Below are 25,488 nucleotides of genomic sequence, written 5' to 3'. Positions count from 1 at the left end.
ATTATGAAAAGACACATCTTCTCCATTGTGTTTTTATATTTTTTCGTGTTATTTTATTATAAGGCAAATAATCTTTATGAGGTGAGTACAAATGAAACGTATTGGTGTATTAACAAGTGGTGGAGATTCACCTGGTATGAATGCTGCCATTCGTGCAGTTGTTCGTAAAGCGATTTTCCATGATATTGAAGTATATGGTATTTACCATGGATACGCGGGTTTAATTTCTGGTCATATTGAAAAATTAGAACTTGGTTCTGTTGGCGATATTATCCACCGTGGTGGTACGAAATTATATACAGCAAGATGTCCTGAGTTTAAAGATCCAGAAGTACGACTAAAAGGTATCGAGCAATTAAAGAAACGCGGTATCGAAGGACTTGTTGTTATTGGTGGAGATGGCTCTTACCAAGGTGCTAAAAAATTAACTGAACAAGGATTCCCATGTGTTGGTGTACCAGGTACAATCGACAATGATATTCCTGGAACAGACTTCACAATTGGTTTCGATACAGCTTTAAATACTGTTATTGATGCAATTGATAAAATTCGTGACACAGCTACATCTCATGAACGTACATATGTTATCGAAGTAATGGGACGTCATGCTGGAGATATCGCATTATGGGCTGGTTTAGCTGATGGTGCCGAAACAATCTTAATTCCAGAAGAAGAGTATGACATGGAAGATGTTATTGCTCGTCTGAAGCGTGGTAGTGAACGTGGTAAAAAACACAGTATTATCATTGTGGCTGAAGGTGTTGGAAGTGCAATTGACATCGGTAAGCACATTGAAGAAGCAACAAACTTTGATACTCGTGTAACTGTATTAGGTCACGTACAACGTGGTGGATCACCAAGTGCACAAGACCGTGTATTAGCAAGTCGTCTTGGCGCAAGAGCGGTTGAATTATTAATTGCTGGTAGAGGTGGACGTTGTGTAGGTATTCAAGATAATAAACTTGTTGATCATGATATTATCGAAGCGTTAGCTCAAAAGCATACAATCGATAAAGATATGTATCAATTATCTAAAGAATTATCCATCTAATCGGCTTAATGTCGGATATTTGGGAACGGTTTCATAATTTTCGGAGGTGCAATATGCGTAAAACTAAAATTGTATGTACTATAGGTCCTGCTAGTGAAAGTATTGAGAAATTAGAACAATTAATCGAAGCAGGTATGAACGTTGCTCGTTTAAACTTCTCTCATGGTAGCCATGAAGAGCACGGCGCTCGTATTAAAAACATTCGTGAAGCTTCAAAGAAAACTGGTAAAACAGTTGGTATCTTACTTGATACAAAAGGTCCAGAAATCCGTACTCACGACTTCGTAGACGGACAAGCTGAGCTTGTAACAGGTGCAGAAGTAGTTCTTTCTACTGAGCAAGTATTAGGTACTGCAGAGAAGTTCTCTGTATCTTATGCTGGTCTTTATGACGATGTAGACCCAGGTTCTCGTATTCTAATCGATGACGGTCTTATCGAACTAGAGGTAATCGAAAAAGCTGACGGAAACATCCGTACAAAAGTTTTAAACAGCGGAACTGTAAAAAATAAAAAAGGTGTTAACGTACCAAACGTAAGCATTAAGCTTCCTGGTATCACTGAAAAAGACGTAAAAGATATCGTTTTCGGTATCGAGCAAAAAGTTGATTTCATCGCAGCTTCATTCGTGCGTAAAGCATCTGACGTATTAGAAATCCGTGAATTATTAGAAGGGCATAACGCTCAATACATCCAAATCGTACCAAAAATCGAAAACCAAGAGGGTATCGATAACATCGATTCAATCTTAGAAGTTTCTGACGGTTTAATGGTAGCTCGTGGTGATATGGGTGTAGAAATTCCACCAGAAGAAGTACCATTAGTACAAAAACGTCTAATCAAAAAATGTAACGTGTTAGGTAAACCGGTTATTACTGCGACACAAATGTTAGATTCTATGCAACGTAACCCACGTCCAACTCGTGCGGAAGCAAGTGACGTAGCTAACGCAATCTTCGATGGTACAGATGCAATCATGCTTTCAGGTGAAACAGCTGCTGGTCAATACCCAGTAGAAGCAGTAACAATGATGGCTAACATTGCAGTACGTGTTGAAAAATCATTACAATATGAAGATATGTTCAAAAAACGTATTAAAGAGTTCACTCCAACGATTACAGATGCAATTAGCCAATCTGTTGCGCATACAGCACTTGCTCTTGATGTAGCTGCAATTGTAGCTCCAACAGAAAGTGGACATACTGCGAAAATGATCTCTAAATACCGTCCGAAATCTCCAATCGTAGCTGTAACATCTGACGAGCAAGTAGGACGTCGTCTTGCGCTTGTTTGGGGTGTACAAGCATTTATGGCTGGAAAACGTGCAGCGTCTACTGATGAAATGTTAGATACTGCAATTCAAACAGGTATGGATGCAGGTCTAATTGGACTTGGAGACACTGTAGTAATCACTGCGGGTGTTCCAGTTGCTGAAACTGGTACAACAAACTTAATGAAAATCCATGTTGTTGGTGAAGAAGTTGCGAAAGGACAAGGAATCGGTCGTAAAGCTGCAAAAGGTAAAGTAGTTGTAGCGAAAACAGCTGCTGAAGCTGTAGCGAACGTAAACAAAGGTGATATCCTTGTTACAACAAGCACTGATAAAGATATGATTCCTGCAATCGAAAAAGCTGCTGCTCTAGTTGTAGAAGAAGGCGGTCTTACAAGCCATGCGGCTGTTGTAGGTGTATCAATCGGTATTCCTGTTATCGTTGGTGTAAACGGCGTAACAGCAACTTTAAAAAATGGCCAAGAAGTAACAGTTGATGCAGCACGCGGAATTGTTTATAATGGACATGCGGAAGTGCTATAAGTAATACGAAGAGAAGGATCGGAGTCCTTCTCTTTTTTTTACACAAAAACGAGGCAGAATCAGCTTGAAACGTCCAGAATTGCGTTTAAAATCCGTTTGTTGCGAGGTTCAATAGGGAAAGATGTTTAGTTTCTATGTAGCGTATACGGGTGCTCTGGGTTCTTTTAAAGTGATGCGTGAGAGGAGTGTAGAACTATGAAGTGGTTACTATTCTTGTTTATTTTAATACCGGCGATTGAGATTACAGTTTTAATTGGATCGAGTCATGTAATAGGTTTATGGTCTACGTTCGCTATGATTGTATTTACGGGTGTTGTAGGTGTCTATTTGGCGAAAAGACAAGGATTTAAAGTGCTTGGAGAGATTCAATCTAAGTTGAATAGAGGAGAAATGCCAGGAGGAGCGGTACTGGATGGTATTTTTATCTTTGTAGGAGGTATTCTTTTGGTACTTCCTGGATATGTAACGGATATAATAGGTTTTATCTTTGTTCTCCCTATGACGAGGAATTTGTTGAAGCCATTTGTTATGAAGTGGATGGAATGGAAGTTTAGAAAGAGTTCTACTATTATTGTGCAGAAATAGTGCTTAGATTATAGCGATCTAAGTACTATTTTTTTTGCCCGCAAAAGGATAGGAGATGGATGAAGCTCTGTTAATTAAAGTTTTGCTGTATCATGCCTTAAAATTTGGTGAATGCGAAGGAGTTAAGTGGAAATCAGGCTGCTCATACAAGTCCGGTTGGTGAAAGTTAATAATCGGTGGTGGACAAAATCCTTACGAATCGTAGTTTTGCCTTATTATATTGGCTGTGTATTTTTCGATTGGATATGTAGGTGGTTCTTAATGAGCGTGTTGTAGGGAAATTCATATGAACTCAAGCTGGTTTTTGTATATAAAAAGAATTAATTGGTATGGAAAAGTTAGATGCGAACAGGAAAATTGTTAGTTTAAGTCTCATTTTATACCGTTTTGTATATTTATTCATTTACATAAAAAGTAATAAATGTAAGTAATAATTATATAAAAAATAGAATAAATATGTAAAAATACCTCGAAATATGCGTTTTCAATGCAAAAAACAAGAGTATTATTCTTTTTGTGGAAAATCCTCTTGTTGCATGTAATGAGTGTGAAAAATAAGTACAAGGAATAATCAGTGGGAAATTCCCACTGATTACATGTAAGTTTTTGTTGTATATGAATTAGAAACTATTATTTTGAAGGTGAGCCTTTAATATATTTCCACAAATCATGGAATACACGAGCTTTGTGCAATGTATTAAGTAGTACTAAGATGACTGGACCGATGATTAATCCTAAAAAGCCAAAAAGCTTAAAGCCGACAAATAGAGCAATCAGTGTTGCTAATGGATCAAGACCGATATTGGAGGAAAGTACTTTAGGTTCCATAATTTGTCTTTGGACAATCACGACGATGTATAAGATGAGAAGACCGATGGCGAAAGTAGTGTCGCCGGTGAAAAATACGTATATAACCCAAGGAACGAAGACGGCGCCTGTTCCTAAATACGGGAGTAAATCTACAACCCCTGTAATAATTGCGATAGTAATGGCGTATGGTACGCGTAATATTAAAAGTCCGATTAGTACAATAACAGTTGTCATAGATACGAGTGTAAGTTGCGCTTTAACAAAACCAAATAAAGCTTTTCTTAAATCGACAAAAATAGTTTTTCCATAGCCATGAACACGATTCGGCAAAAATTTTCTTACTTTCTGAGCAAGACGGTGCCAATCGTAACTAATGAAGAAAGTGGCTAATAAAACGAATACAAGAACAGTTAAAGTTGTTGGTAATGCACTAATGAAATTTGTTAATCCGCTTATAATAGCAGTTAAAAGTTCTTTCATTTGCGTCGTTGCTTCGGTTCCTAAGTTTTGAATGTTTTGTGTAATCGTATAGCGCTGTGGTTCACCAAGATGATTAAATTTAGAAATTAAATCATCATAGAGAGGCATAATATGATTAAGTGCAAATTGCTCTGCGAATTTAACGATATCCGGAAACTTTACTGTAACAAGTTGTAGTAAGTATGTTGTGGCAGATATTGCTTCCGTTACAAGATATGTAACGAGTCCGACGATAGCTCCGAATACGAGAATTAAGCTAACGAATACTGCTAGTGCGCGAGGGAATTGTAGTTTTTGATTAAGGAAATTGACGACGGGATTAATCAAATAAGCAAATGCGAAAGCGATAATAAAAGGGTAGATAAGTCCTGACATATATAGTAATGCATAGAACCCGGCTACCGTTGCTACAATGACAAATATGAGTCGCAATATCATATATAGTAAGTTTCGGTTCAAAGATGTATACCTCCCATTCCAATTTGGATTATCCTAATTCGTTCAACTTATAACGAGTGTGCCCCGCTGATTAAAGTTTCACTTTATGTTATAGTGGAATGATGGATTTTTCCTGCTTTTTCAGTACATGAGTGACTGTACAAGCTTGGTGTTGATGCTTCTACTATATGGTAAAAACTTCATTTTCTCTTCTTTTTATTTTACCTGTTTCTTATTAGAAAAGAAAGGAGAGACAATCGTTTTCAAAAATGTATACATGCTTAAATTTTTGATGATGAAAGTCTCATTTTAGCATTTTAAAATACATAAAAAATGAAGTGGTTATTGTTGAATATACATCGATATAGCATGTATAACGATAGGTTTAAAGGTATTTTTGTTTGGAAATGAGTTCATTATTTTCAGAAAGGAAGTGCAAACATGATTAGTCAGTCAACGTTATTTTTATTCATACTACTTATTATAGGACTTGTTGCTAAAAACCAATCGCTTACTGTAGCTATTGGTGTGTTGTTTTTATTGAAATTTACGTTTCTAGGAGATAAAGTCTTTCCTTATCTACAAACGAAAGGGATTAACCTTGGTGTTACGGTTATTACAATAGCAGTACTCGTACCGATTGCGACGGGGGAAATAGGTTTTAAACAACTTGGAGAAGCGGCGAAATCGTATTATGCATGGATTGCTTTAGCTTCAGGGGTAGCGGTTGCTTTGTTAGCGAAGGGCGGCGTACAATTATTGACGACGGATCCTCATATTACAACTGCGCTCGTTTTCGGGACAATTATAGCGGTTGCTTTATTTAATGGAGTTGCTGTAGGTCCATTAATTGGGGCTGGAATTGCCTATGCAGTTATGAGTATTATACAGATGTTTAAATAAGGAATTTTATAGTAATATAAAATTTTTGAATTCTTTCTGTTCACAAAAGTCAGATAATTGTTTATAATAGGATTAGAAACTTTGAAAAGTTACATAACAGCAGAGACTTTACACCAGATAAAATAAAAACAACATAAAACAATTTTATAATGATATTGTTTTATGTTGTTTTTATCATAAAACTCTTCGGGATTAATTTTCCTCACTAACTTGTTGTTTTGAGCGTGAGGATTCGGGGAGACATTCACGCTCATGCTTTCCATGTAAACAATGGACAATAAGAGGGGAACATCGCAACAAATTTGCATGATCGTGCATTTTGCTTGCCTAAAGAGTGAACGGGCGTTCATAATTCAAAAGGGAAGCAAATAGATATAAGGAGCAAGGTTGGGAGAATTTTCAGGAAAAGGAGAGAATGTCATGACTGTTATTCGAGGTTTAGAAGGGGTAGTAGCAACAACATCATCTGTGAGCTCTATTATTGATGATACATTAACTTATGTTGGGTATAATATTGATGATTTAGCTGAGAATGCTACATTTGAAGAAGTAGTGTACTTATTATGGCATCGCAAGCTTCCTAATGAACAAGAACTAGCGAAATTTAAAGAGATTGTATCGGAATACTATAAAGTTCCAGGTGAGATTTTAACATATTTGAAACAAGTAGATTTAAAAATCGCACATCCGATGTCTGTTTTACGAACTGCAATTTCCATGCTATCATTATACGATGAGAGCGCTGAAATTATGGATGAAAAGTCCAATTATTTGAAAGCGGTTAAATTGCAGGCGCAAGTGGGAACTTTAGTTGCTGCTTATGCAAGAATTCGTAAAGGTTTAGATATTGTTGAGCCTAGAAACGATTTATCATTAGCTGCAAACTTCTTGTACATGTTAAATGATCGCGAGCCAAATGAAGTTGAAATTGAAGCTTTTGATAAGGCGCTTGTACTTCACGCAGATCATGAGTTAAACGCTTCTACATTTACTGCACGCGTTTGTGTAGCTACACTTTCAGATGTATATTCTGGTATCACAGCAGCAATCGGTGCGTTAAAAGGTCCTCTTCACGGCGGGGCAAATGAAAATGTAATGAAGATGCTAACTGAAATTGGCGAAGAAGAAAATGTTGAATCATATATTCATAATGCTCTTCAAAATAAAGTGAAAATTATGGGCTTTGGCCACCGTGTATATGAGCAGGGTGATCCGCGTGCAAAACATTTACGCGAAATGTCTAAGAGATTATGCGTGCTTTTAGGAGAAGACAAATGGTATAATATGTCTATCAAAATTGAAGACATTGTAACAAAAGAAAAAGGTCTTCCACCAAATGTTGATTTCTATTCAGCTTCTGTATACCATTGTTTAGGAATTGACCATGACTTATTTACACCTATTTTTGCAATTAGCCGTATGTCAGGCTGGTTAGCTCATATTCTAGAACAATATGAAAACAACCGTTTAATCCGTCCGCGTGCTGATTATAATGGACCAACACATCAAGTGTACGTTCCAATTGCACAACGATAAGCGAAAAACACTATTTTGATAGTGAAAATACGCTTTCAAAAGTCTGATTTTTTCGGAAAGACGTAATGATTAGAATATTTTAATTTAAATAACGGTTTGAACTGAGGGGTTATTCCCTCAGTTTCATACATATGAAATTTCAAACATGGGGGTTATCACATTGACGACAGGTGAAAAAATTACTGTAACTAATGGTGTTATGAATGTACCAAACAATCCGATTATTCCATTTATCGAAGGAGATGGAATTGGTCCTGATATTTGGGCAGCTGCATCTCGTGTACTAGAAGCAGCAGTTGAAAAAGCTTATGATGGTGAGAAGAAAATCGTTTGGAAAGAAGTGCTTGCAGGGGAAAAAGCATTCAACCAAACAGGCGAGTGGTTACCAGAAGAAACTTTAAATTTAATCCGTGAATATTTAATCGCGATTAAAGGTCCACTTACAACTCCAGTTGGCGGTGGTATTCGTTCTCTAAACGTAGCACTTCGTCAAGAATTAGATTTATATGTATGTCTACGTCCAGTTCGTTATTTTGATGGTGTTCCTTCACCTGTAAAACGTCCGGAAGATACTGATATGGTTATTTTCCGTGAGAATACAGAAGACATTTATGCTGGAATTGAATATGCACAAGGATCTCCAGAAGCAGAAAAAGTTCTTGCTTTCTTAAAAGAAGCAATGGGTGTTAATAAAATCCGCTTCCCAGAAACTTCTGGTATTGGTATTAAACCAATCTCAGAAGAAGGGACAAAGCGTCTTGTTCGTGCTGCAATTCAATATGCAATTAACGAAAAACGTTCTTCTGTTACATTAGTTCATAAAGGAAACATTATGAAATTTACAGAAGGTGCTTTCAAAAACTGGGGTTACGAAGTAGCGGAACAAGAATTTGGCGACAAAGTATTTACTTGGGCTGAATATGACCGTATCGTTGAGAAAGATGGTAAAGATGCAGCGAATAAAGCGATGGCAGACGCTGAAGTGGCTGGAAAAATCATCGTAAAAGATTCTATTGCAGACATCTTCTTACAACAAATTTTAACTCGTCCACGTGAGTTCGATGTTGTTGCAACAATGAACTTAAACGGAGACTACATCTCTGATGCACTTGCTGCACAAGTAGGTGGAATTGGTATTGCACCAGGTGCAAACATTAACTATGTGACTGGACATGCTATCTTTGAAGCTACACACGGTACAGCTCCAAAATATGCAGGTTTAGATAAAGTAAATCCATCTTCAGTTCTTCTTTCTGGTGTATTATTATTAGAGCACCTAGGATGGAACGAAGCTGCGAAATTAGTAACTGCTTCAGTTGAGAACACAATTGCTTCAAAAGTAGTAACTTATGATTTCGCACGCTTAATGGAAGGTGCAACAGAAGTGAAATGTTCTGAGTTCGCTAATGAACTTATTAAAAACATGGATGTAGCGATAATCAAAAACGCATAATTAAAGCGGGGGGTAAATTATGACAATCAAACGCAAGAAAGTTTCAGTCATCGGTGCAGGATTTACAGGAGCAACAACAGCATTCTTATTAGCACAAAAAGAACTTGCAGATGTTGTATTAGTGGACATTCCACAACTGGAAAATCCAACAAAAGGGAAAGCGTTAGATATGTTAGAAGCGAGCCCAGTACAAGGTTTTGATGCTAATATTATTGGAACATCTGATTACGCAGATACTGCTGATTCTGACGTTGTTGTTATTACAGCAGGTATTGCGCGTAAGCCTGGTATGAGCCGTGATGACTTAGTAGCAACAAACTCTAAAATTATGAAAAGTATTACGCGCGACATTGCAAAACATTCACCAAATGCGATTATTGTTGTATTAACAAATCCAGTTGATGCAATGACATATTCTGTATTTAAAGAAGCAGGATTCCCGAAAGAGCGTGTTATCGGTCAATCGGGCGTATTAGATACAGCTCGTTTCCGTACATTCATCGCGCAAGAATTAAATCTTTCTGTGAAAGACATTACAGGATTTGTTCTTGGTGGACACGGTGACGATATGGTACCTCTTGTACGTTATTCTTATGCAGGTGGCATTCCGTTAGAAACGTTAATTCCGAAAGAGCGTTTAGAAGCAATCGTAGAACGTACCCGTAAAGGTGGCGGCGAGATTGTAGGCTTATTAGGAAACGGTAGTGCATATTACGCACCAGCAGCTTCTTTAGTTGAAATGACAGAAGCAATCTTAAAAGATCAACGCCGTGTATTACCGGCTATTGCGTACCTTGAAGGTGAATACGGTTATAGTGACCTTTACTTAGGGGTACCAGTAATTCTAGGTGGTAACGGAATTGAAAAAATTATTGAATTAGAACTTCTTACAGATGAAAAAGAAGCGTTAGATCGCTCTGTAGAATCTGTACGTAATGTTATGAAAGTTCTTGTTTAATAATTAAATATAAGCGGAAAAAGATTCGGGGCCCCGAATCTTTTTCTACTATTTATTGAAATGTTTTTTTGAAATAACATGAAAACGCTATCATTTGGTGTGTCCTATAATGAAACTATAGATTTATACTATACATTGCCCTCATCATAGTAAATTTCGGATAAGGTATCCCTTTTAGTAGGATAATAAGGTGAAAAAATCGGAGGGGGTTGTAACATGTTAAAGAAAAAAGTTCAAATTGGTCGTAAAATGGATGAAATTACAGTAGGAGAGAAACTATCTATCACTGAAAAAATTGAGGATAAAGATTTGTTATTGTATTTAGGGTTAACGAATGATGCCAATCCATTATATATTCAGCATGATTACGCATCCCAAACTCCGTATGAAAAGCCGATTGTACCAAGCATTATGCTAACGGGAATGATTACAACGGCAGTTACGAAATATTTACCAGGTCTAGGTAGTCATATTACTAGGAAGGACCTTACGTTCGTGAAGCATGTTCACCATTATGAAACGTTACAAATCCATTTTGAAGTTGTGGCTGTTTCTGAGGAGGAGCATACAATTGATATGCTTGTATCTGCTCATGATGAAAAAGGAGAAACTGTTGTAAAAGGTTCATTAACAGTAACGCCACCTTTTAAATCTGTTTCTATTATGGAAAAAGCATTAGATAATTTTTAAAACATGAAAATATGAATAGCGCTAGCATACCTTACTATAAGGGGCTAGCGCTATTTTTAGTTGAAAAATCCTTCTTTAAACCCTTCGGAAAATTCTGAGCAACCTGTTTTAATCGTATCCCAGCTTGGTACGTTAAAAGTAAGGAAACATGTTACTACTAAAGTTAAAATAGGTAGTAATACTCGCATAATAGCCTCCTGAATATTAATTATTTATATATTTAAATTAATAATATATTTATTGATAATTGAAGTCAATGAAATGGGTGTTTTTAAGGTGAAGTGGAAGAGAGAAGACATTATTTTTGAAACGATAAGAGAAGCTGAAGTGTGGGCAGAGGGGGTCGCGAATGAAATGTATGGAAGACTATTTGATGGATATGAAACACTGGACTATAAAATAGCGTATGCTCTTGCATTTTTGTTAGCGCAAAATCGAGAATTTAATATTTATACGAATGTGGAGTTTAATAACGATATAGAAGTGTATAAAGTATGGATAACAACACGTTAATTGGAGTGAATGAGTAATAACAATAGCACAATCTGAATCCATGTATAGACAATTATATTGAGAGGTACCTTGTTTTCTAGTATGATGAGAATAACGGGGAAAATACTAGGATGAAGAAGGTTTCAAGTCTATAACTTGGAGGAAAAGAATGAACAATCGTATTTTAGTAGTTGATGATGAGGAGTTTATCTTAACTTTAATTGAATTTAATCTACAACAAGCTGGGTTTGAAGTGATAACAGCGATGGATGGAGAAATGGCGCTTCAAAAAGCGACAACAGAACGCCCAGATTTAATTATATTAGATTTAATGCTTCCAAAAATGGATGGTATGGAAGTGTGTAAAGAATTACGATTGCAGCGCGTTATGACGCCGATTTTAATGTTAACAGCAAAAGATGATGAATTTGATAAGGTGCTAGGTCTTGAACTTGGGGCAGATGATTATATGACGAAGCCATTTAGCCCAAGAGAAGTTGTTGCGCGTGTGAAGGCAATTTTGCGCCGCACGAAATTACAACAAGAAGAACAAGTGAAAGAAGCGTCAGATGAAGAGAGCATCACACTTGCTGAACTTAAAATTTTGCCGGAATTTTATGAGGCTTATTTCCAAGGAAGAAAGCTTGAATTAACACCAAAAGAATTTGAACTACTTGTTTATCTTGCGAAAAATAAAAGTCGCGTGTTGACACGTGATCAATTATTAAGTGCTGTATGGAACTATGATTTTGCTGGTGATACACGAATTGTTGACGTTCATATTAGCCATTTGCGCGATAAAATTGAACAAAATACGAAAAAACCGACGTACATTAAAACGATACGTGGTTTAGGATATAAATTAGAGGAGCCAAAAGGGGATGAATAAATTTCGTTCCAGGCTTCTTTTTACATTTGTTTCTCTTATTGTATTTATTTTAGTTGGACTAGGTTTATTACTGGAAACCGTGTTTGAAAACTACTATATAGATCATGCAAAAGAGAGAATGGTAAAAGAAACAGAGTATGTTGCGGTATTAGCAGAAGAACAGGGTTTTGATGATGTTTTAAAAAATCCATATGTATTTGAAAAGTTAGAAGAAAAAATACAGGCTTCTATTGCATTTGTAGATGAAAAAAAGAAAGTACAATATAGCGGAGGAGAACAGTCTGCTTTTAGTCAAGGGATAATTAAAGAACTTTCTTCTGAAACAACAAAACAAAGAAACAAAGTCATTACGAAAGAAACAGATCAGAATAATGAATTTTACCATGCGGTATTCGTTCAAGATGTAGCAGGAAAACAAGGGTACATTTTGGTGAAAAGTACAATTGAGCCTTTGAAATCTGTTCATCAAAAAACGTGGGGATTATTAATTATAGGATTTGTTATCGCTTGTCTCGTAGTCGTATTTTTAGGTATGAAAATTACAGGGCAATATATTAGGCCGATTGAATCCGTTACGAAAGTTGCTATCGAATTAGCGAAGGGAAATTATAAAGCACGCGCTTATGAAAGTCATTCGGATGAAACGGGAATGCTGAGTAAAGCGATTAATATTTTAGCCCGTAATTTACAAGAGATGACACTTGAGCAAGAAATGCAACAAGATCGTCTGCATACGTTAATTGAAAATATGGGAAGCGGAATGATTTTAATTGATAGCCGCGGTTATATAAATCTTGTAAACCGTTCTTATAAGGAGACTTTCCACGTAACAGATGAAGAATATTTAGATCGTTTATATTATGAGTCGTTTCATCATACAGAAATTATAGAGCTCGTGGAAGAAATCTTTATGACAGAAGTGAAAGTGCGTAAACAAATGTTATTGCCGCTTGGAATTGAGCGAAAGCATTTTGAAGTATATGGAGCACCGATTATCGGAACGAACCATGAATGGAAAGGGATTGTCCTTGTATTCCATGACATTACTGAGCTAAAGAAATTAGAACAAATGAGAAAAGACTTTTTAGCGAATGTGTCTCATGAACTAAAGACACCGATTACTTCTATTAAAGGTTTTTCAGAAACGCTCTTGGACGGTGCTATGGATAATAAAAAATTCTGCGAACATTTCTTGCACATTATTTTAAAAGAAAGTGAACGCATGCAAGGGTTAATTGAAGATTTATTAGATTTATCAAAGATTGAGCAACAAGGATTTAAATTGAGTATGGGGACCGTTGATATGAAGGGACTTCTTGAAGACATTCGTATGGTGCTTGATAACAAAGCAGGAGAAAAAGAAATTTCTTTACAAGTAAATGCGCTAAAAGGAGTCTCGGTCATTGGAGATCCAAGTCGTTTGAAGCAAATCTTTATTAATTTAATGAATAACGCAATCGTATATACGCCGGCTGGAGGCGTTGTTTCTGTAGAATTAGCAGAAGATAAATATAATGCTTATATAAAAGTATCGGATACGGGAATTGGTATTAGTAAAGATGAAATTCCGCGTATTTTTGAACGCTTTTACCGAGTGGATAAAGCGAGAAGTAGAAATACTGGTGGTACAGGCCTCGGATTATCGATTGTAAAGCATTTAGTTGAGGCACATCACGGTACGATTACAGTGGATAGTGAAGTTGGGGAAGGGACAACATTTACAGTTGTTTTACCAAAATCAGCAACTGAAAAATAGGATGAAGGATGTTTACAATATATTAACAATGGCTTAATTAAATATTAATAAAGGTCTGTTAATATAATACATGAAAACCCCTTCATCCAAGGAGTAATTTTGGACGAGAATAGTTATGCTGTTCTCGTCACTTCCCTTTTATGTTAGTAAACGCTTGTATATATGATAGAAAATAGCCGTTATTTTTCTTCTCTCTATTAGTCATGTTAATATAGAGAGAGGAAAGGAACGGTTTTTTTCTGTGAAAAAAATCATTTCAAATTTGTATGGGGAGGTTTCTGGTTTGGAAAAAAAGGTCGTATTAGTAGATGGTAACAATATCGCGTATCGTGCTTTCTTTGCACTACCGCTTTTAAATAACGACAAAGGTATACATACGAACGCAATTTACGGTTTTACAATGATGTTAATGAGAATATTAGAGGAAGAAAAACCAACGCATATGTTAGTAGCGTTTGATGCAGGTAAAACGACATTCCGTCATAAAACGTATAGTGAGTATAAAGGAGGACGTCAAAAGACTCCACCTGAATTATCAGAGCAATTCCCGTTTATTCGTGAGATGCTTGATGCATTCAACGTACCGCGTTATGAATTAGAAAATTATGAAGCGGATGACATTATGGGGACGTTAGCGAAAGAAGCGAGTGAACAAGGGTTTCATGTAAAAGTCATTTCAGGAGATAAAGACTTACTGCAACTTGTTTCAGATAATACACTCGTATGTATTCCTCGTAAAGGGATTACAGAAGTGGATGAATATACGAAAGAAGCTTTATTTGAGAAATATAGCTTATCACCAAAGCAAATTATCGATATGAAAGGTTTAATGGGAGACCAGTCAGATAATATTCCAGGTGTACCAGGAGTTGGTGAAAAAACTGCGATTAAATTGTTAACACAGTTTGAAACGGTCGAGGCAGTGTATGAAAATATAGATCAAGTAAGCGGAAAGAAATTAAAAGAAAAGTTAGAAGCAAATAAAGACCAAGCTCTTATGAGTAAAGACCTTGCAACTATTATTACAGATGCGCCAATCACAGTGCACGTAGATGATATGGAGTATAAAGGGTATGAAGCAAGTGATGTCATTCCGATGTTCGAGAATTTAGGATTTACATCTCTTTTAAATAAATTAGGTGTTACGCCAGAGGAAACGCCGCCAGCTGAATTAGATGATATTACATTTGATATTGTGGAAGAAGTTACAGAAGAAATGCTAGGGCAAGATAGTGCGCTTATTGTTGAAGTACAAGAAGATAACTATCATAAAGCGGACATTCAAGGTTTTGGTATTCAAAATGAAAATGGCTGTTACTTTATTCAGACAGACATTGCTCTTAAGTCAGACGCTTTTAAAGAGTGGCTTGCAGATGGAGAAATGAGAAAGCATACATTTGATGCGAAGCGTGCGATCGTTGCACTTAAATGGAATGGGATAGATGTGCAAGGGATTGACTTTGATCTATTAATCGCTGCTTATTTACTTGACCCAGCTGATACGGATAAAGATTTCCGTACTGTAGCAAAAATGAAAGAAACACATGCTGTGAAATCTGATGAAGAAGTTTACGGAAAAGGTGCGAAGCGTGCTGTTCCAGAGCTAGAAGTAGTAGCGGAGCATGTAGCTCGTAAAGTGCACGTATTATATGATGTAAAGCAAACATTCGTTGAAGAGTTACAAAAGAATGAGCAATATGAACTGTTTACAGAGTTAGAATTACCGCTTGCGCGTGTATTAGCTGATATGGAAGTAAAAGGTGTAAAAGTTGATACGGAGCGTCTTCGTAATATGGGAGAAGAACTTGCAGGTAGATTAAAGGAAATGGAACAGGAAATTTATAAGCTTGCGGGAACAGAATTTAATATTAATTCACCGAAACAGCTTGGTGTTATTCTGTTTGAAAACTTAAACTTACCAGTTATTAAAAAGACGAAAACAGGTTATTCTACTTCAGCTGATGTACTAGAAAAGCTTATGGATCGCCATGAAATTATTCCAAACATTTTACATTATCGTCAATTAGGGAAACTAAATTCAACTTATATTGAAGGTTTATTAAAAGTGGTACATGAAGATTCATCTAAAATCCATACTCGTTTCAATCAAGTATTAACGCAAACAGGCCGATTAAGTTCAACGGATCCGAACTTGCAAAATATCCCGATTCGATTAGAAGAAGGAAGAAAGATTCGTCAGGCATTTGTTCCATCAGAAGAAGGATGGATTATGTATGCGGCAGATTATTCACAAATTGAACTTCGCGTATTAGCTCATATTGCAAATGATAAAGGGCTAGTTGAAGCGTTCCAACATGACATGGATATTCATACGAAAACAGCGATGGATGTATTTGGTGTTGAAAAAGATGAAGTAACTTCGAATATGAGACGACAAGCGAAAGCTGTCAATTTCGGAATTGTATATGGTATTAGTGATTATGGTCTTTCACAAAACTTAGGAATTACAAGAAAAGCAGCAGCGGAATTTATTGAAAAGTATTTAGAAAGTTTCCCTGGTGTACAAGAATACATGAGTGACATCGTAAAAGATGCGAAACAAAAAGGGTATGTGGCTACATTATTAAATCGCCGCCGCTATATTCCGGAAATTACGAGTCGTAATTTCAATTTACGTAGCTTTGCTGAGCGTACGGCTATGAATACACCAATTCAAGGGACTGCAGCAGATATTATTAAAAAAGCGATGATTATTATGGCAGACCGTCTAGAAGAAGAAGGATTACAGGCGCGTCTACTTCTGCAAGTACACGATGAATTGATATTTGAAGCGCCAAAAGAAGAAATTGAAAAATTAGAGAAGCTTGTACCAGAAGTAATGGAGCATGCGATTGAACTCGCAGTTCCGCTGAAAGTTGATTATTCCTACGGTCCAACTTGGTACGATGCAAAATAAGGAAGTGATGAAATGCCTGAATTACCAGAGGTTGAAAACGTCAGACGGACACTTGAAAATCTTGTGACAGGAAAAACAATTGAAGATGTCATTGTTACCTATCCCAAAATAGTAAAACGTCCGGATGATGCAGAAATCTTTAAAGAAATGCTAAGAGGCGAGAAGATTGAAAATATAAAGCGAAGAGGAAAGTTTTTGCTTTTATATGTAACGAATTATGTTATTGTTTCACATTTGCGTATGGAAGGTAAGTTTTTACTGCATCAAGAGGACGAGCCAATTGATAAGCATACACACGTCCGTTTCTTATTTACAGATGGAACGGAACTACATTATAAAGATGTAAGAAAGTTTGGTACGATGCATCTCTTTAAGAAAGGTGAAGAATTGAATCAAATGCCTCTTGCTGACTTAGGTCCGGAGCCGTTTGATGCTGAATTGACACCGCAGTATTTACAAGAAAGATTGCAAAAGACCAATCGTAAAATAAAAGTCGTATTATTAGACCAGCGTCTTTTAGTAGGGCTTGGAAATATATATGTAGATGAAGTTTTATTCCGTTCTCAAATTCATCCGGAACGAGAAGCTTCGTCTTTAACAGCAGAAGAAATTGAACGAATTTACGAGGCGACTGTTACAACGTTAGGTGAAGCAGTGAAGCGAGGCGGAAGTACAATTCGAACGTATATGAATTCGCAAGGGCAAATTGGCTCATTCCAAGAACTTCTAAATGTATACGGAAAAAAAGGAGAACCATGTGTGACTTGCGGTACGATATTAGAAAAAACAGTTGTTGGTGGAAGAGGAACGCATTACTGCCCGATTTGTCAGCCGAGAATATAGAAAAGAGATAACATCGGATAGGCATTTGTCATATACATACAGCAGGGCTATGTATAAGGGAGGAGCTTACCGATGTACCTTTATTTATCTCTTATTTTATTAGCTTTTACATTAAGCTTAGATAGCTGTAGTGTAGGGCTAACGTATGGTTTAAGAAGCGTAAGAATTCCACTAAGATCAATTATAATTATCGGAATGTGTTCAGCGGCTGTTATGCTTGTTTCAATGGGAATTGGACATATGATCGCGAAAATATTTTCACCTGTTATCGCAACGCGTATCGGTGGGCTTGTTCTTATTGGAATAGGAATTTGGGTATTATACCAATTTTTTCGAAGTGAGAAAAAAGAAGAACCAAAGCAAGAGGAGAAGGTTTGGAAATTAGAAATTGCTTCGCTCGGGCTAGTGATTCAAATTTTACGGAAACCGACTGTTGCAGATTTTGATAAATCAGGCACCATTTCTGCAGGAGAAGCGTTACTTCTTGGTATCGCTCTTTCTATAGATTCGTTCGGTGCTGGAATTGGTGCATCTTTATTAGGGTATGCGCCCGCTATGATGGCAATATTAGTTGCGGTTATGAGTTCTTTGTTTTTATTTATTGGAATGAAACTTGGAACGGTTTTATCAAATATGAAATGGTTACAAAAATTTACATTCCTGCCTGGGGTATTACTCATTATTATTGGAATTTGGAAAATGTAAGTATGGGCGTGGAACATTAGTTTCGCGCCTTTTATTATGAGGAGGATTATATGATGACAGTAGTAATTGGATTAACGGGAGGCATTGCAAGTGGAAAAAGTACAGTGTCTCAAATGTTTCGTGAACTGAGTATACCAGTTATTGATGCAGATATTATTGCGCGAGAAGTTGTAGAACGAGGAAAACCAGCATATAACAAAATTGTAGAAGTGTTTGGAACGGAAGTATTACAAAAAGATGGAGAACTGGATCGGCCGAAATTAGGAAGTGTCGTTTTCTATAATGAAGAAAAACGATTGCAGTTAAATAAAATTGTTCATCCTGCAGTGCGTGAGGAAATGAATACGCAAAAGGAAATGTACATAAAAGAAGGGGCGCAAGCGGTTGTGTTAGATATCCCTCTTTTGTTTGAGAGTAAATTAACAAGTCTCGTTGATCGTGTTTTAGTTGTAGCAGTTACACCGAAAATACAATTAGAACGTTTAATGAAACGAAATAATTTTTCAGAAGAAGAAGCAAGAGCTCGTATTCAATCTCAAATGCCGTTAGAAGAAAAAGTGAAGAATGCAGATGAAGTGATAAATAATGATGGCACAATTATGGGAACGAAAACACAATTACAGGTGATTTTAAAGAATTGGAACATTATTGACTAAAAAATTGTGAAATTAATGAAAATGCTTAGTGACATATCCCCTTTTTGTGTTATACTATTATTGGGATTGGAGATAAATAGTATAACGCATTCAAGGGGGATAACATATTATGACTCGTGTGGCAATTAATGGATTTGGACGTATTGGGAGAATGGTATTTCGTCAGGCAATAAAAGAAAGCGCATTCGAAATTGTAGCAATCAATGCAAGCTATCCATCTGAAACGTTAGCACATTTAATTAAATATGATACAGTTCACGGCAAGTTTGACGGAACAGTAGAAGCATTTGAAGATCACTTATTAGTTGATGGGAAAATGATTCGCCTTTTAAACAACCGCGATCCAAAGGAATTGCCTTGGACAGATCTAGGTGTTGAAGTTGTAATTGAAGCAACTGGTAAATTTAATTCAAAAGAAAAAGCAATTCTACATGTTGAAGCTGGAGCGAAAAAAGTTATTTTAACAGCGCCTGGTAAAAATGAAGATGTAACAATTGTAGTTGGTGTGAACGAAGACCAATTAGATATTACAAAACATACTGTTATTTCAAATGCATCTTGCACAACAAACTGTTTAGCGCCTGTTGTTAAGGTGTTAGATGAGCAGTTTGGAATTGAAAACGGTTTAATGACAACTGTTCACGCTTATACAAATGACCAAAAAAATATTGATAACCCACATAAAGATTTAAGAAGAGCACGTGCTTGCGGACAATCAATCATTCCGACAACGACAGGTGCTGCGAAAGCGCTTGCAAAAGTTCTTCCGCACTTAAACGGAAAACTTCATGGTATGGCACTTCGTGTACCAACACCAAACGTGTCTCTTGTTGACTTAGTAGTAGATGTAAAGCGTGATGTGACAGTTGAAGCTATTAATGAAGCATTCAAAACTGTTGCAAACGGTGCATTAAAAGGTATTGTAGAATTCAGCGAAGAGCCTTTAGTATCTATTGACTTTAATACAAATACACACTCAGCTATTATTGATGGTTTATCTACAATGGTAATGGGTGATCGTAAAGTGAAAGTACTTGCTTGGTATGATAACGAGTGGGGCTACTCTCGTCGTGTTGTAGATCTTGTAACGTTAGTTGTTGACGAATTAGCGAAGCAAAAAAATGTGCAACATATTTAAGTGAATAAGGGAGAGGGCAAGCGAATATTTGCCCTCTTTTTTTATTTTTTTCTGAAAAGGAAAAAAATTATAGGAGTATATTTTTGAAAGTGGACATACCACGAAACGTTGTGATTACTGTATTTGTGAATCATTTATTTTTTTTAGGGAAAAGTAAAGAGGAAAATATGACAGAAAATCGAAAAAACTGTTGTTGCAAAATAAAAATAAACAAAGTATACTAACACTCGTAAACTTAAGAGCTGAGGTACGTAGTCACTACTTAAAGGGTTAGGACCTCTCTGGACTAACTTTCCCCCGTGGTAGTGGAGCAAGCCAAATTGCAAATTAGTTTTCAATTCGAACAGTTAGAATAAATTTACAAGGGGGAACTGTAGAATGGATACTATGGATACGATGGGTCGTCACGTAATCGCTGAACTTTGGGATTGCGATTTCGACAAGCTTAATGACATGCCGTATATTGAACAATTATTTGTGGATGCAGCACTGAGAGCTGGTGCTGAAGTGCGTGAGGTTGCTTTCCATAAATTTGCACCACAAGGTGTAAGTGGAGTAGTAATTATCTCGGAATCACATTTAACAATTCATAGCTTTCCGGAGCACGGTTACGCAAGTATTGATGTTTATACTTGTGGGGATCGTATTGATCCAAATGTTGCTGCAGAATATATTGCAGAAGGTTTAAACGCGAAAACGCGTGAGAGCATCGAGCTTCCTCGAGGCACTGGTAGCTTCGAAATTAAGCAGAGAGAAACAAAAGCTCTTTAAAAAAGAACATAATTGATTTAAAATGTAAAGAGGTGTATAATGCACCTCTTTTTTAGTTTATAAAAAAGGAAAAATATAACGTACTCGTTAGTGAGATAAATTGGGCTCTTACGAATAAGTTAGCACCCCATCTACCATCTTATTTTTGAAAACGAGATGATAAAATAATGTGCTTAAACTTAAAGTGGTAAGAGAGTTAGAATGAGTTATATAATATTGTATATATATTGTCAGATGAAGTAAGTAGAGAAAAAATAAAGAGTATAGTGTAAAGGAGTGAATATATTGCGTTGTCCATCCTGTTCGCATAATGGTACAAGAGTGTTAGATTCGCGTCCGGTAGACGAGGGGCGCTCTATTCGAAGAAGGAGAGAGTGTGAAAGTTGTTTAAGTCGCTTTACGACATTTGAAAGAGTAGAAGAGTCACCTCTTATCGTTGTAAAAAAAGAAGGCACACGAGAAGAATTTAATAAAGAAAAGATTTTGCGCGGCTTAATTAAAGCGTGCGAAAAAAGACCAGTATCTTTAAGACAATTAGAAGAAGTAACTCAAAGTGTGGAACGTGAACTTCGTAATTTAGGTATATCAGAAGTGAAAAGTGATATGATTGGTGAAATTGTTATGGAAGAACTGCGTGATATTGATGATGTTGCTTACGTGCGTTTTGCTTCTGTATATCGCCAATTTAAAGATTTAAATGTATTTATTGAAGAATTAAAAGATATACTGCAAAAAGAAAGAGAGTAGAAGTTGTATTTTATTCTCTTTACATACCGTAAGTAATGAGATAAGAGAGCTAGAAGCGAAAGCTAATAGCTCTTTTTCGCTAAGCAATTATATAATGAAGATAGAACGAATGAAGTAGAGGATAGATTGGATGAGAGAAAGGAAAAGCAAGAATGGAAAAACAGTCATGGATGGAGCTATTGCCAATTGATCGTTATAAAGTAAGTGCGAAAGGGTTACTGCATAATTACGACCGAAAAGTGTTAACGATGTTGTATCAGCCGTTAATAAGTAGTAGAGCTTTTAGCTTGTACATGACGCTATGGGGAGAGTTAGAGCAAGATCGTGTGTTTGGAAAAGAGAATACACATCATTCCCTTATGGTGACGATGCAAATGCAGCTTCCCGAAATATATGAGGAACGAGTAAAGTTAGAAGCAATCGGGCTTTTGAAGGTATATATTAAGAAAGAAAAAGATATTCGAATGTTTATATACGAATTGCAACCACCTTTATCTCCGAAGCAGTTTTTTGATGATATTGTGTTAAGCATCTTTTTATACAATCGATTGAGTCGGACAAAATATAATCAAGTAAAGCAATATTTCTTAGAAGAAGAATTTGATTTTGCTTCTTATGAAAATGTTACGCGTTCTTTCAATGATGTGTTTGGTTCGTTTAATCCAGGACAGCTTGAGCATGCGCAAGAAGATCTTCGTATTCCAAAAACGACAGCTATGCCAAGTAACGAGAAGGGAGACGCTCCAAAAGTTTGGAATGATTTCTTTGATTTCTCTTTATTTGTAGAAGGTTTGTCCGCTCTTGTCCCTAAAAAGGCGATTACAGATCAAGTGCGAGAATGTGTCATTACACTTGCTTACGTGTACGATGTAGATGTGTTATCGATGCGAAATATCGTTCTTGGTACGGTGACAGAGATGCAGACAATTGATATCGAAAGGCTTAGAAAAGGAGCGCGTGATTGGTATCAGTTCGAAAACGGTCAAGCGTTACCTGTATTAAGTGAAAGAGTACAACCTCACGCTGCACGTATGATGGAAGGAAAAGAGCCTTCTACGCAAGAAGAGATGTTAATAAAACAGTTAGAGGAAATCTCACCAAAACAACTATTAAAAGAAATCTCTGGTGGTGCAGAGGCGACAAAGGCTGACTTGCAGATCGTTGAAGATGTAATGATCAATCAAAAATTAACGCCAGGTGTTGTGAATGTACTTATTTATTACGTTATGCTACGCTCAGATATGAAGCTTGCGAAAACGTATGTGGAGAAGATTGCTGGGCATTGGGCACGTAAAAAGGTCGGTACAGTAGCTGAAGCAATGGCGTTAGCGAAAGAAGAAAACCGTCAATATCAAGAATGGGCTGAGACGAAGAAAAAAGGCCGTACGTCGAAGAAAACGATAAGAAAAGAAATGGTACCAGATTGGCTGAAAGAAGAGCCGAAAGAACAAGAGAAAGAAATAGTGAAGAAAGATGTAAGTAAGAAAAAAGATGCAAGTACGTTAGATGATGAACGAAAACGACTAGAAGAAGTGTTAAAAAAATATAAGCGTGATTAATAGAAGAGAATGAACGCTCTTTGAGGTGAGAAAATGGAGCATATTCAAAATTCATTTGCAAAGTTAATGGAAAATAAAAATTTTAAAAATAGATATGAAGTATTAAAGGCGGAAGTAATGGCACATCCGCGTGTGAAAGAATTTATAGACGAACATCAAGGTGAAGTAACAACTTCTATGATTGAGCGCAGCCTGGTGAAGTTATACGAATATATTGGACAAAGTGTAGGTTGTGCGGATTGTCCGGATCTAGGTTCGTGTAAAAACATGCTGCAAGGATATGAGCCAAAGCTCGTTATCCAAGGGAAGATGATTGATATTCAATACGATCGTTGCGTTAGAAAAGTAGCATATGACGAGAGAAAGAAATATGAAAAACTCGTTCAAAGTGTATATATGCCAACTGACATTTTACAGGCAACGATGGAAAACTTAGATCCTTCAGATTTAGATGCGCGTATTGATGCAATCGGTGCAGCTAATGAATTTTTAAGTACATATGAACCTGGTAAAAAAGTACAAGGTTTATATTTGTACGGTAAATTTGGTGTAGGGAAAACGTATTTGTTAGGAGCAATGGCGAATGAACTTGCTCAAAAGAAAATAAGTTCGATGCTCGTATACTTCCCTGAATTTTTACGTGAAATTAAAAGTTCGATTCAAGATAATTCGATTGGGGAAAAGATTGATGCGGTGAAACGCGTACAAGTTTTAATGCTAGATGATATCGGAGCAGAAGCGATGTCAAGCTTTGTGCGTGACGATGTGCTTGGTGCAATTTTGCAATTCCGTATGTTAGAAAACTTGCCGACGTTCTTTACGTCTAACTTTGATTTCAAGGAATTGGAACATCATTTAACGTATACACAGCGTGGTGAAGCAGAACAAATGAAAGCAGCACGTATTATGGAACGAATTAAATATTTAGCGAAGCCAATTCCGATTGGCGGGAAAAACCGACGTCATAAGTAAAGAGTAAGCTGAAAAGCTTGCTCTTTTTTCGTTTTGAACACTTTTCAGAATAGGTGAATTGCAAAACGAAAAACTTCTTATAGAAAATTCATTGTAGCTTGTATCATTTTTTTCTCCCTCCCTTAATATATATAAAATTAGCAAGCCATATTGAGTGGATTTTCTAACAACAGGAAATGTAATTCTACTAAGAGTGAACTTCCACGGGACGGACTCTTATAGGATTTGTAACGTATAGATACAATCCTTTAGAGCAGGGATAAAAGGGGGGACAAAAGTGATTGAAATTTGCTTCGAAGAAAAAAATGATGCTATGCATGTATATAGACAACTATTGAAAAGAGCGGAACTGTTATATAAGGAAACGAGTGTGTATTTACAGGAACAAAAAGTGGTGATTCATATACCAGTATGTGAATCGAATTATATTGAAAAGATTTTATTGCCGGTAATGGTATATTTCATTGTGAATGTAAAGCAAAATGAGTGGATTTATACAATCTTAAAAGAGAAGTTTTTTTATGAAGAAGAGGAAGAGTGTCATCAAATATTGCATATGGCACAAGAGATTTTAAAGGGAAGAAGAAAAGAAATTGCTCGAGAATTAACACGTCACACATTTGAATCATATATTAAATCCTCTTTAAATAACTGGCTTTGTGATCCGCTTTCGTTCTCGTTTTCATCATATGTTCGTTTTCGCCTTCGTACATATAGGGAAATGGTAGCTAAGCTTGCTGAATTGTCGATTGATGAGTATAAGTTGGAACAAGAATATCAAATGTTTATTGAGACGCTAAGGCAACAAGTGCGCAGCCGAAAATCACGTTTGTCCTGTGTGCATCTTATTTTTGATGAAAGCTTTATTTTCTATGATGATAAAGGTAGACGTTTAAAACAGGAGAAATTGGTCCAATATATAGATGAGGAATTATTGAAGCAAAAGGATGTATATATTGATACGAAAGTAATTGCACCACTTCTTTCTATTTCGCCGAAAAAAATTTATTTATATACGAAAGAACAAGACCATAATATGATTATTACTTTGCGAAATGTATTTCAAGAACGGGTTCAATTACATGGATTACATGAGTTTGAGCGCAATGTGAAAAATTTAAAAAATAAAGGTAACGCCCTTGATTTTCTAAGTTTTTGAGCATATAATTACCTACATAAATGAAATATATTGAAATGTCATGATGAGGACATGAGTAGTTTTCTACGATTTTCAGAGAGGGAAGCCTTAGGGTGTGAGCTTCCTAATACGGGATTATTACTTACCACCTCTAAACTTTAGCAGTGAACGTTTTTTTCTAGTAATTGCT

Annotated in this window: 23 protein-coding genes and 1 other annotated feature (1 of these 24 only partly in view); of the genes, 21 read left to right on the top strand and 2 right to left on the bottom strand. The window is 36.4% G+C overall.

Annotation, left to right across the window (positions count from 1 at the left end):
* Nucleotides 1-91 precede the first annotated feature (91 nt).
* The 3 genes from pfkA to QCI41_RS13475 all read left to right on the top strand — a co-directional run bounded on the left by pfkA (nt 92) and on the right by QCI41_RS13475 (nt 3,447).
* Nucleotides 92-1,051 carry a 6-phosphofructokinase gene (gene pfkA, locus QCI41_RS13485; protein WP_353837312.1) on the top strand — a complete coding sequence of 320 codons (960 nt, stop codon included), beginning with the start codon at nt 92-94 and terminating at the stop codon, nt 1,049-1,051.
* Nucleotides 1,052-1,104: 53 nt separating this feature from the next.
* On the top strand, nt 1,105-2,862 hold the full coding sequence (gene pyk / locus QCI41_RS13480) for a pyruvate kinase (RefSeq protein ID WP_001232679.1): 1,758 nt from the start codon (nt 1,105-1,107) through the stop codon (nt 2,860-2,862).
* 195 nt (nt 2,863-3,057) lie between these two features.
* On the top strand, nt 3,058-3,447 hold the full coding sequence (locus QCI41_RS13475) for an FxsA family protein (RefSeq protein ID WP_353837313.1): 390 nt from the start codon (nt 3,058-3,060) through the stop codon (nt 3,445-3,447).
* 630 nt (nt 3,448-4,077) lie between these two features.
* Here the strand turns inward: QCI41_RS13475 and ytvI are convergent.
* Nucleotides 4,078-5,196: a sporulation integral membrane protein YtvI gene (ytvI, locus tag QCI41_RS13470; RefSeq protein WP_353837314.1), complete on the bottom strand. Its 1,119-nt coding sequence runs from the start codon at nt 5,194-5,196 to the stop codon at nt 4,078-4,080.
* Nucleotides 5,197-5,616: 420 nt separating this feature from the next.
* Here ytvI and QCI41_RS13465 point away from each other — a divergent pair, with 420 nt between their 5' ends.
* The 5 genes from QCI41_RS13465 to QCI41_RS13445 all read left to right on the top strand — a co-directional run bounded on the left by QCI41_RS13465 (nt 5,617) and on the right by QCI41_RS13445 (nt 10,715).
* Nucleotides 5,617-6,078, top strand: a complete 462-nt coding sequence (locus tag QCI41_RS13465) for a DUF441 domain-containing protein (RefSeq protein WP_000625511.1) — start codon at nt 5,617-5,619, stop codon at nt 6,076-6,078.
* A 387-nt stretch (nt 6,079-6,465) separates the two neighbouring features.
* Nucleotides 6,466-7,614: a citrate synthase gene (citZ, locus tag QCI41_RS13460; protein WP_353837315.1), complete on the top strand. Its 1,149-nt coding sequence runs from the start codon at nt 6,466-6,468 to the stop codon at nt 7,612-7,614.
* A gap of 160 nt (nt 7,615-7,774) precedes the next feature.
* Entirely contained in the window at nt 7,775-9,067 is a 1,293-nt protein-coding gene (gene icd / locus QCI41_RS13455; protein ID WP_137036652.1) for an NADP-dependent isocitrate dehydrogenase, read from the top strand.
* A gap of 19 nt (nt 9,068-9,086) precedes the next feature.
* Nucleotides 9,087-10,025, top strand: coding sequence for a malate dehydrogenase (gene mdh / locus QCI41_RS13450; protein ID WP_098518764.1), 939 nt, complete (start codon nt 9,087-9,089; stop codon nt 10,023-10,025).
* Between the two features lie 216 nt (nt 10,026-10,241).
* Entirely contained in the window at nt 10,242-10,715 is a 474-nt protein-coding gene (locus QCI41_RS13445; RefSeq protein WP_353837316.1) for a MaoC family dehydratase, read from the top strand.
* Between the two features lie 56 nt (nt 10,716-10,771).
* Here QCI41_RS13445 and QCI41_RS13440 read toward each other — a convergent pair whose 3' ends face one another.
* Nucleotides 10,772-10,903: a hypothetical protein gene (locus tag QCI41_RS13440; RefSeq protein WP_081252558.1), complete on the bottom strand. Its 132-nt coding sequence runs from the start codon at nt 10,901-10,903 to the stop codon at nt 10,772-10,774.
* A gap of 88 nt (nt 10,904-10,991) precedes the next feature.
* Here QCI41_RS13440 and QCI41_RS13435 point away from each other — a divergent pair, with 88 nt between their 5' ends.
* The 13 genes from QCI41_RS13435 to ytxC all read left to right on the top strand — a co-directional run bounded on the left by QCI41_RS13435 (nt 10,992) and on the right by ytxC (nt 25,319).
* Nucleotides 10,992-11,228, top strand: coding sequence for a hypothetical protein (locus tag QCI41_RS13435; RefSeq protein ID WP_353837317.1), 237 nt, complete (start codon nt 10,992-10,994; stop codon nt 11,226-11,228).
* A gap of 148 nt (nt 11,229-11,376) precedes the next feature.
* Nucleotides 11,377-12,096, top strand: a complete 720-nt coding sequence (gene phoP, locus QCI41_RS13430) for a two-component system response regulator PhoP (protein ID WP_001065223.1) — start codon at nt 11,377-11,379, stop codon at nt 12,094-12,096.
* On the top strand, nt 12,089-13,852 hold the full coding sequence (phoR, locus tag QCI41_RS13425; protein ID WP_327962103.1) for a sensory box histidine kinase PhoR: 1,764 nt from the start codon (nt 12,089-12,091) through the stop codon (nt 13,850-13,852). Before phoP ends, phoR begins: the two co-directional genes overlap by 8 nt.
* A gap of 283 nt (nt 13,853-14,135) precedes the next feature.
* Complete coding sequence (gene polA, locus QCI41_RS13420; protein WP_353837318.1) at nt 14,136-16,769, top strand: DNA polymerase I; 2,634 nt, start codon at nt 14,136-14,138, stop codon at nt 16,767-16,769.
* Nucleotides 16,770-16,781: 12 nt separating this feature from the next.
* On the top strand, nt 16,782-17,612 hold the full coding sequence (gene mutM, locus QCI41_RS13415) for a DNA-formamidopyrimidine glycosylase (protein ID WP_001114486.1): 831 nt from the start codon (nt 16,782-16,784) through the stop codon (nt 17,610-17,612).
* A gap of 72 nt (nt 17,613-17,684) precedes the next feature.
* A complete protein-coding gene (gene ytaF, locus QCI41_RS13410; RefSeq protein ID WP_000281739.1) occupies nt 17,685-18,317 on the top strand; it encodes a sporulation membrane protein YtaF in 633 nt (210 codons plus the stop codon).
* A gap of 53 nt (nt 18,318-18,370) precedes the next feature.
* The gene (coaE, locus tag QCI41_RS13405; protein WP_000219324.1) at nt 18,371-18,973 is read left to right on the top strand and encodes a dephospho-CoA kinase; all 603 of its coding nucleotides are present in this window, start codon (nt 18,371-18,373) and stop codon (nt 18,971-18,973) included.
* Between the two features lie 109 nt (nt 18,974-19,082).
* Nucleotides 19,083-20,111, top strand: coding sequence for a glyceraldehyde-3-phosphate dehydrogenase (locus QCI41_RS13400; RefSeq protein WP_000198978.1), 1,029 nt, complete (start codon nt 19,083-19,085; stop codon nt 20,109-20,111).
* A 387-nt stretch (nt 20,112-20,498) separates the two neighbouring features.
* Entirely contained in the window at nt 20,499-20,882 is a 384-nt protein-coding gene (gene speD / locus QCI41_RS13395) for an adenosylmethionine decarboxylase (protein WP_002003660.1), read from the top strand.
* Between the two features lie 285 nt (nt 20,883-21,167).
* Nucleotides 21,168-21,629, top strand: a complete 462-nt coding sequence (nrdR, locus tag QCI41_RS13390; protein WP_001203687.1) for a transcriptional regulator NrdR — start codon at nt 21,168-21,170, stop codon at nt 21,627-21,629.
* Between the two features lie 152 nt (nt 21,630-21,781).
* Entirely contained in the window at nt 21,782-23,188 is a 1,407-nt protein-coding gene (locus QCI41_RS13385) for a replication initiation and membrane attachment family protein (protein ID WP_353837319.1), read from the top strand.
* A 33-nt stretch (nt 23,189-23,221) separates the two neighbouring features.
* Nucleotides 23,222-24,160, top strand: a complete 939-nt coding sequence (gene dnaI / locus QCI41_RS13380) for a primosomal protein DnaI (protein WP_000400114.1) — start codon at nt 23,222-23,224, stop codon at nt 24,158-24,160.
* A gap of 277 nt (nt 24,161-24,437) precedes the next feature.
* Entirely contained in the window at nt 24,438-25,319 is an 882-nt protein-coding gene (gene ytxC, locus QCI41_RS13375) for a putative sporulation protein YtxC (protein WP_000569616.1), read from the top strand.
* A gap of 31 nt (nt 25,320-25,350) precedes the next feature.
* Nucleotides 25,351-25,488 (top strand) — a binding site (T-box leader); it runs 92 nt beyond the window's last position.

It is taken from the genome of Bacillus cereus group sp. MG4, assembly GCF_040460055.1.
In the GTDB taxonomy this organism is placed as follows: Bacteria; Bacillota; Bacilli; order Bacillales; family Bacillaceae_G; genus Bacillus_A; species Bacillus_A wiedmannii.
The sequence above is the reverse complement of the archived record's forward strand: the minus strand, read 5'-3'. Positions and strand labels throughout refer to the sequence as shown.

Coding starts and splice junctions, on each gene's coding strand:
- pfkA (WP_353837312.1), top strand. CDS start 92: ATGAAACGTATTGGTGTATTAACAAGTGGTGGAGATTCACCTGGTATG.
- pyk (WP_001232679.1), top strand. CDS start 1,105: ATGCGTAAAACTAAAATTGTATGTACTATAGGTCCTGCTAGTGAAAGT.
- QCI41_RS13475 (WP_353837313.1), top strand. CDS start 3,058: ATGAAGTGGTTACTATTCTTGTTTATTTTAATACCGGCGATTGAGATT.
- QCI41_RS13465 (WP_000625511.1), top strand. CDS start 5,617: ATGATTAGTCAGTCAACGTTATTTTTATTCATACTACTTATTATAGGA.
- mdh (WP_098518764.1), top strand. CDS start 9,087: ATGACAATCAAACGCAAGAAAGTTTCAGTCATCGGTGCAGGATTTACA.
- QCI41_RS13445 (WP_353837316.1), top strand. CDS start 10,242: ATGTTAAAGAAAAAAGTTCAAATTGGTCGTAAAATGGATGAAATTACA.
- QCI41_RS13440 (WP_081252558.1), bottom strand. CDS start 10,903: ATGCGAGTATTACTACCTATTTTAACTTTAGTAGTAACATGTTTCCTT.
- phoP (WP_001065223.1), top strand. CDS start 11,377: ATGAACAATCGTATTTTAGTAGTTGATGATGAGGAGTTTATCTTAACT.
- phoR (WP_327962103.1), top strand. CDS start 12,089: ATGAATAAATTTCGTTCCAGGCTTCTTTTTACATTTGTTTCTCTTATT.
- mutM (WP_001114486.1), top strand. CDS start 16,782: ATGCCTGAATTACCAGAGGTTGAAAACGTCAGACGGACACTTGAAAAT.
- ytaF (WP_000281739.1), top strand. CDS start 17,685: ATGTACCTTTATTTATCTCTTATTTTATTAGCTTTTACATTAAGCTTA.
- coaE (WP_000219324.1), top strand. CDS start 18,371: ATGACAGTAGTAATTGGATTAACGGGAGGCATTGCAAGTGGAAAAAGT.
- QCI41_RS13400 (WP_000198978.1), top strand. CDS start 19,083: ATGACTCGTGTGGCAATTAATGGATTTGGACGTATTGGGAGAATGGTA.
- speD (WP_002003660.1), top strand. CDS start 20,499: ATGGATACGATGGGTCGTCACGTAATCGCTGAACTTTGGGATTGCGAT.
- QCI41_RS13385 (WP_353837319.1), top strand. CDS start 21,782: ATGGAAAAACAGTCATGGATGGAGCTATTGCCAATTGATCGTTATAAA.
- dnaI (WP_000400114.1), top strand. CDS start 23,222: ATGGAGCATATTCAAAATTCATTTGCAAAGTTAATGGAAAATAAAAAT.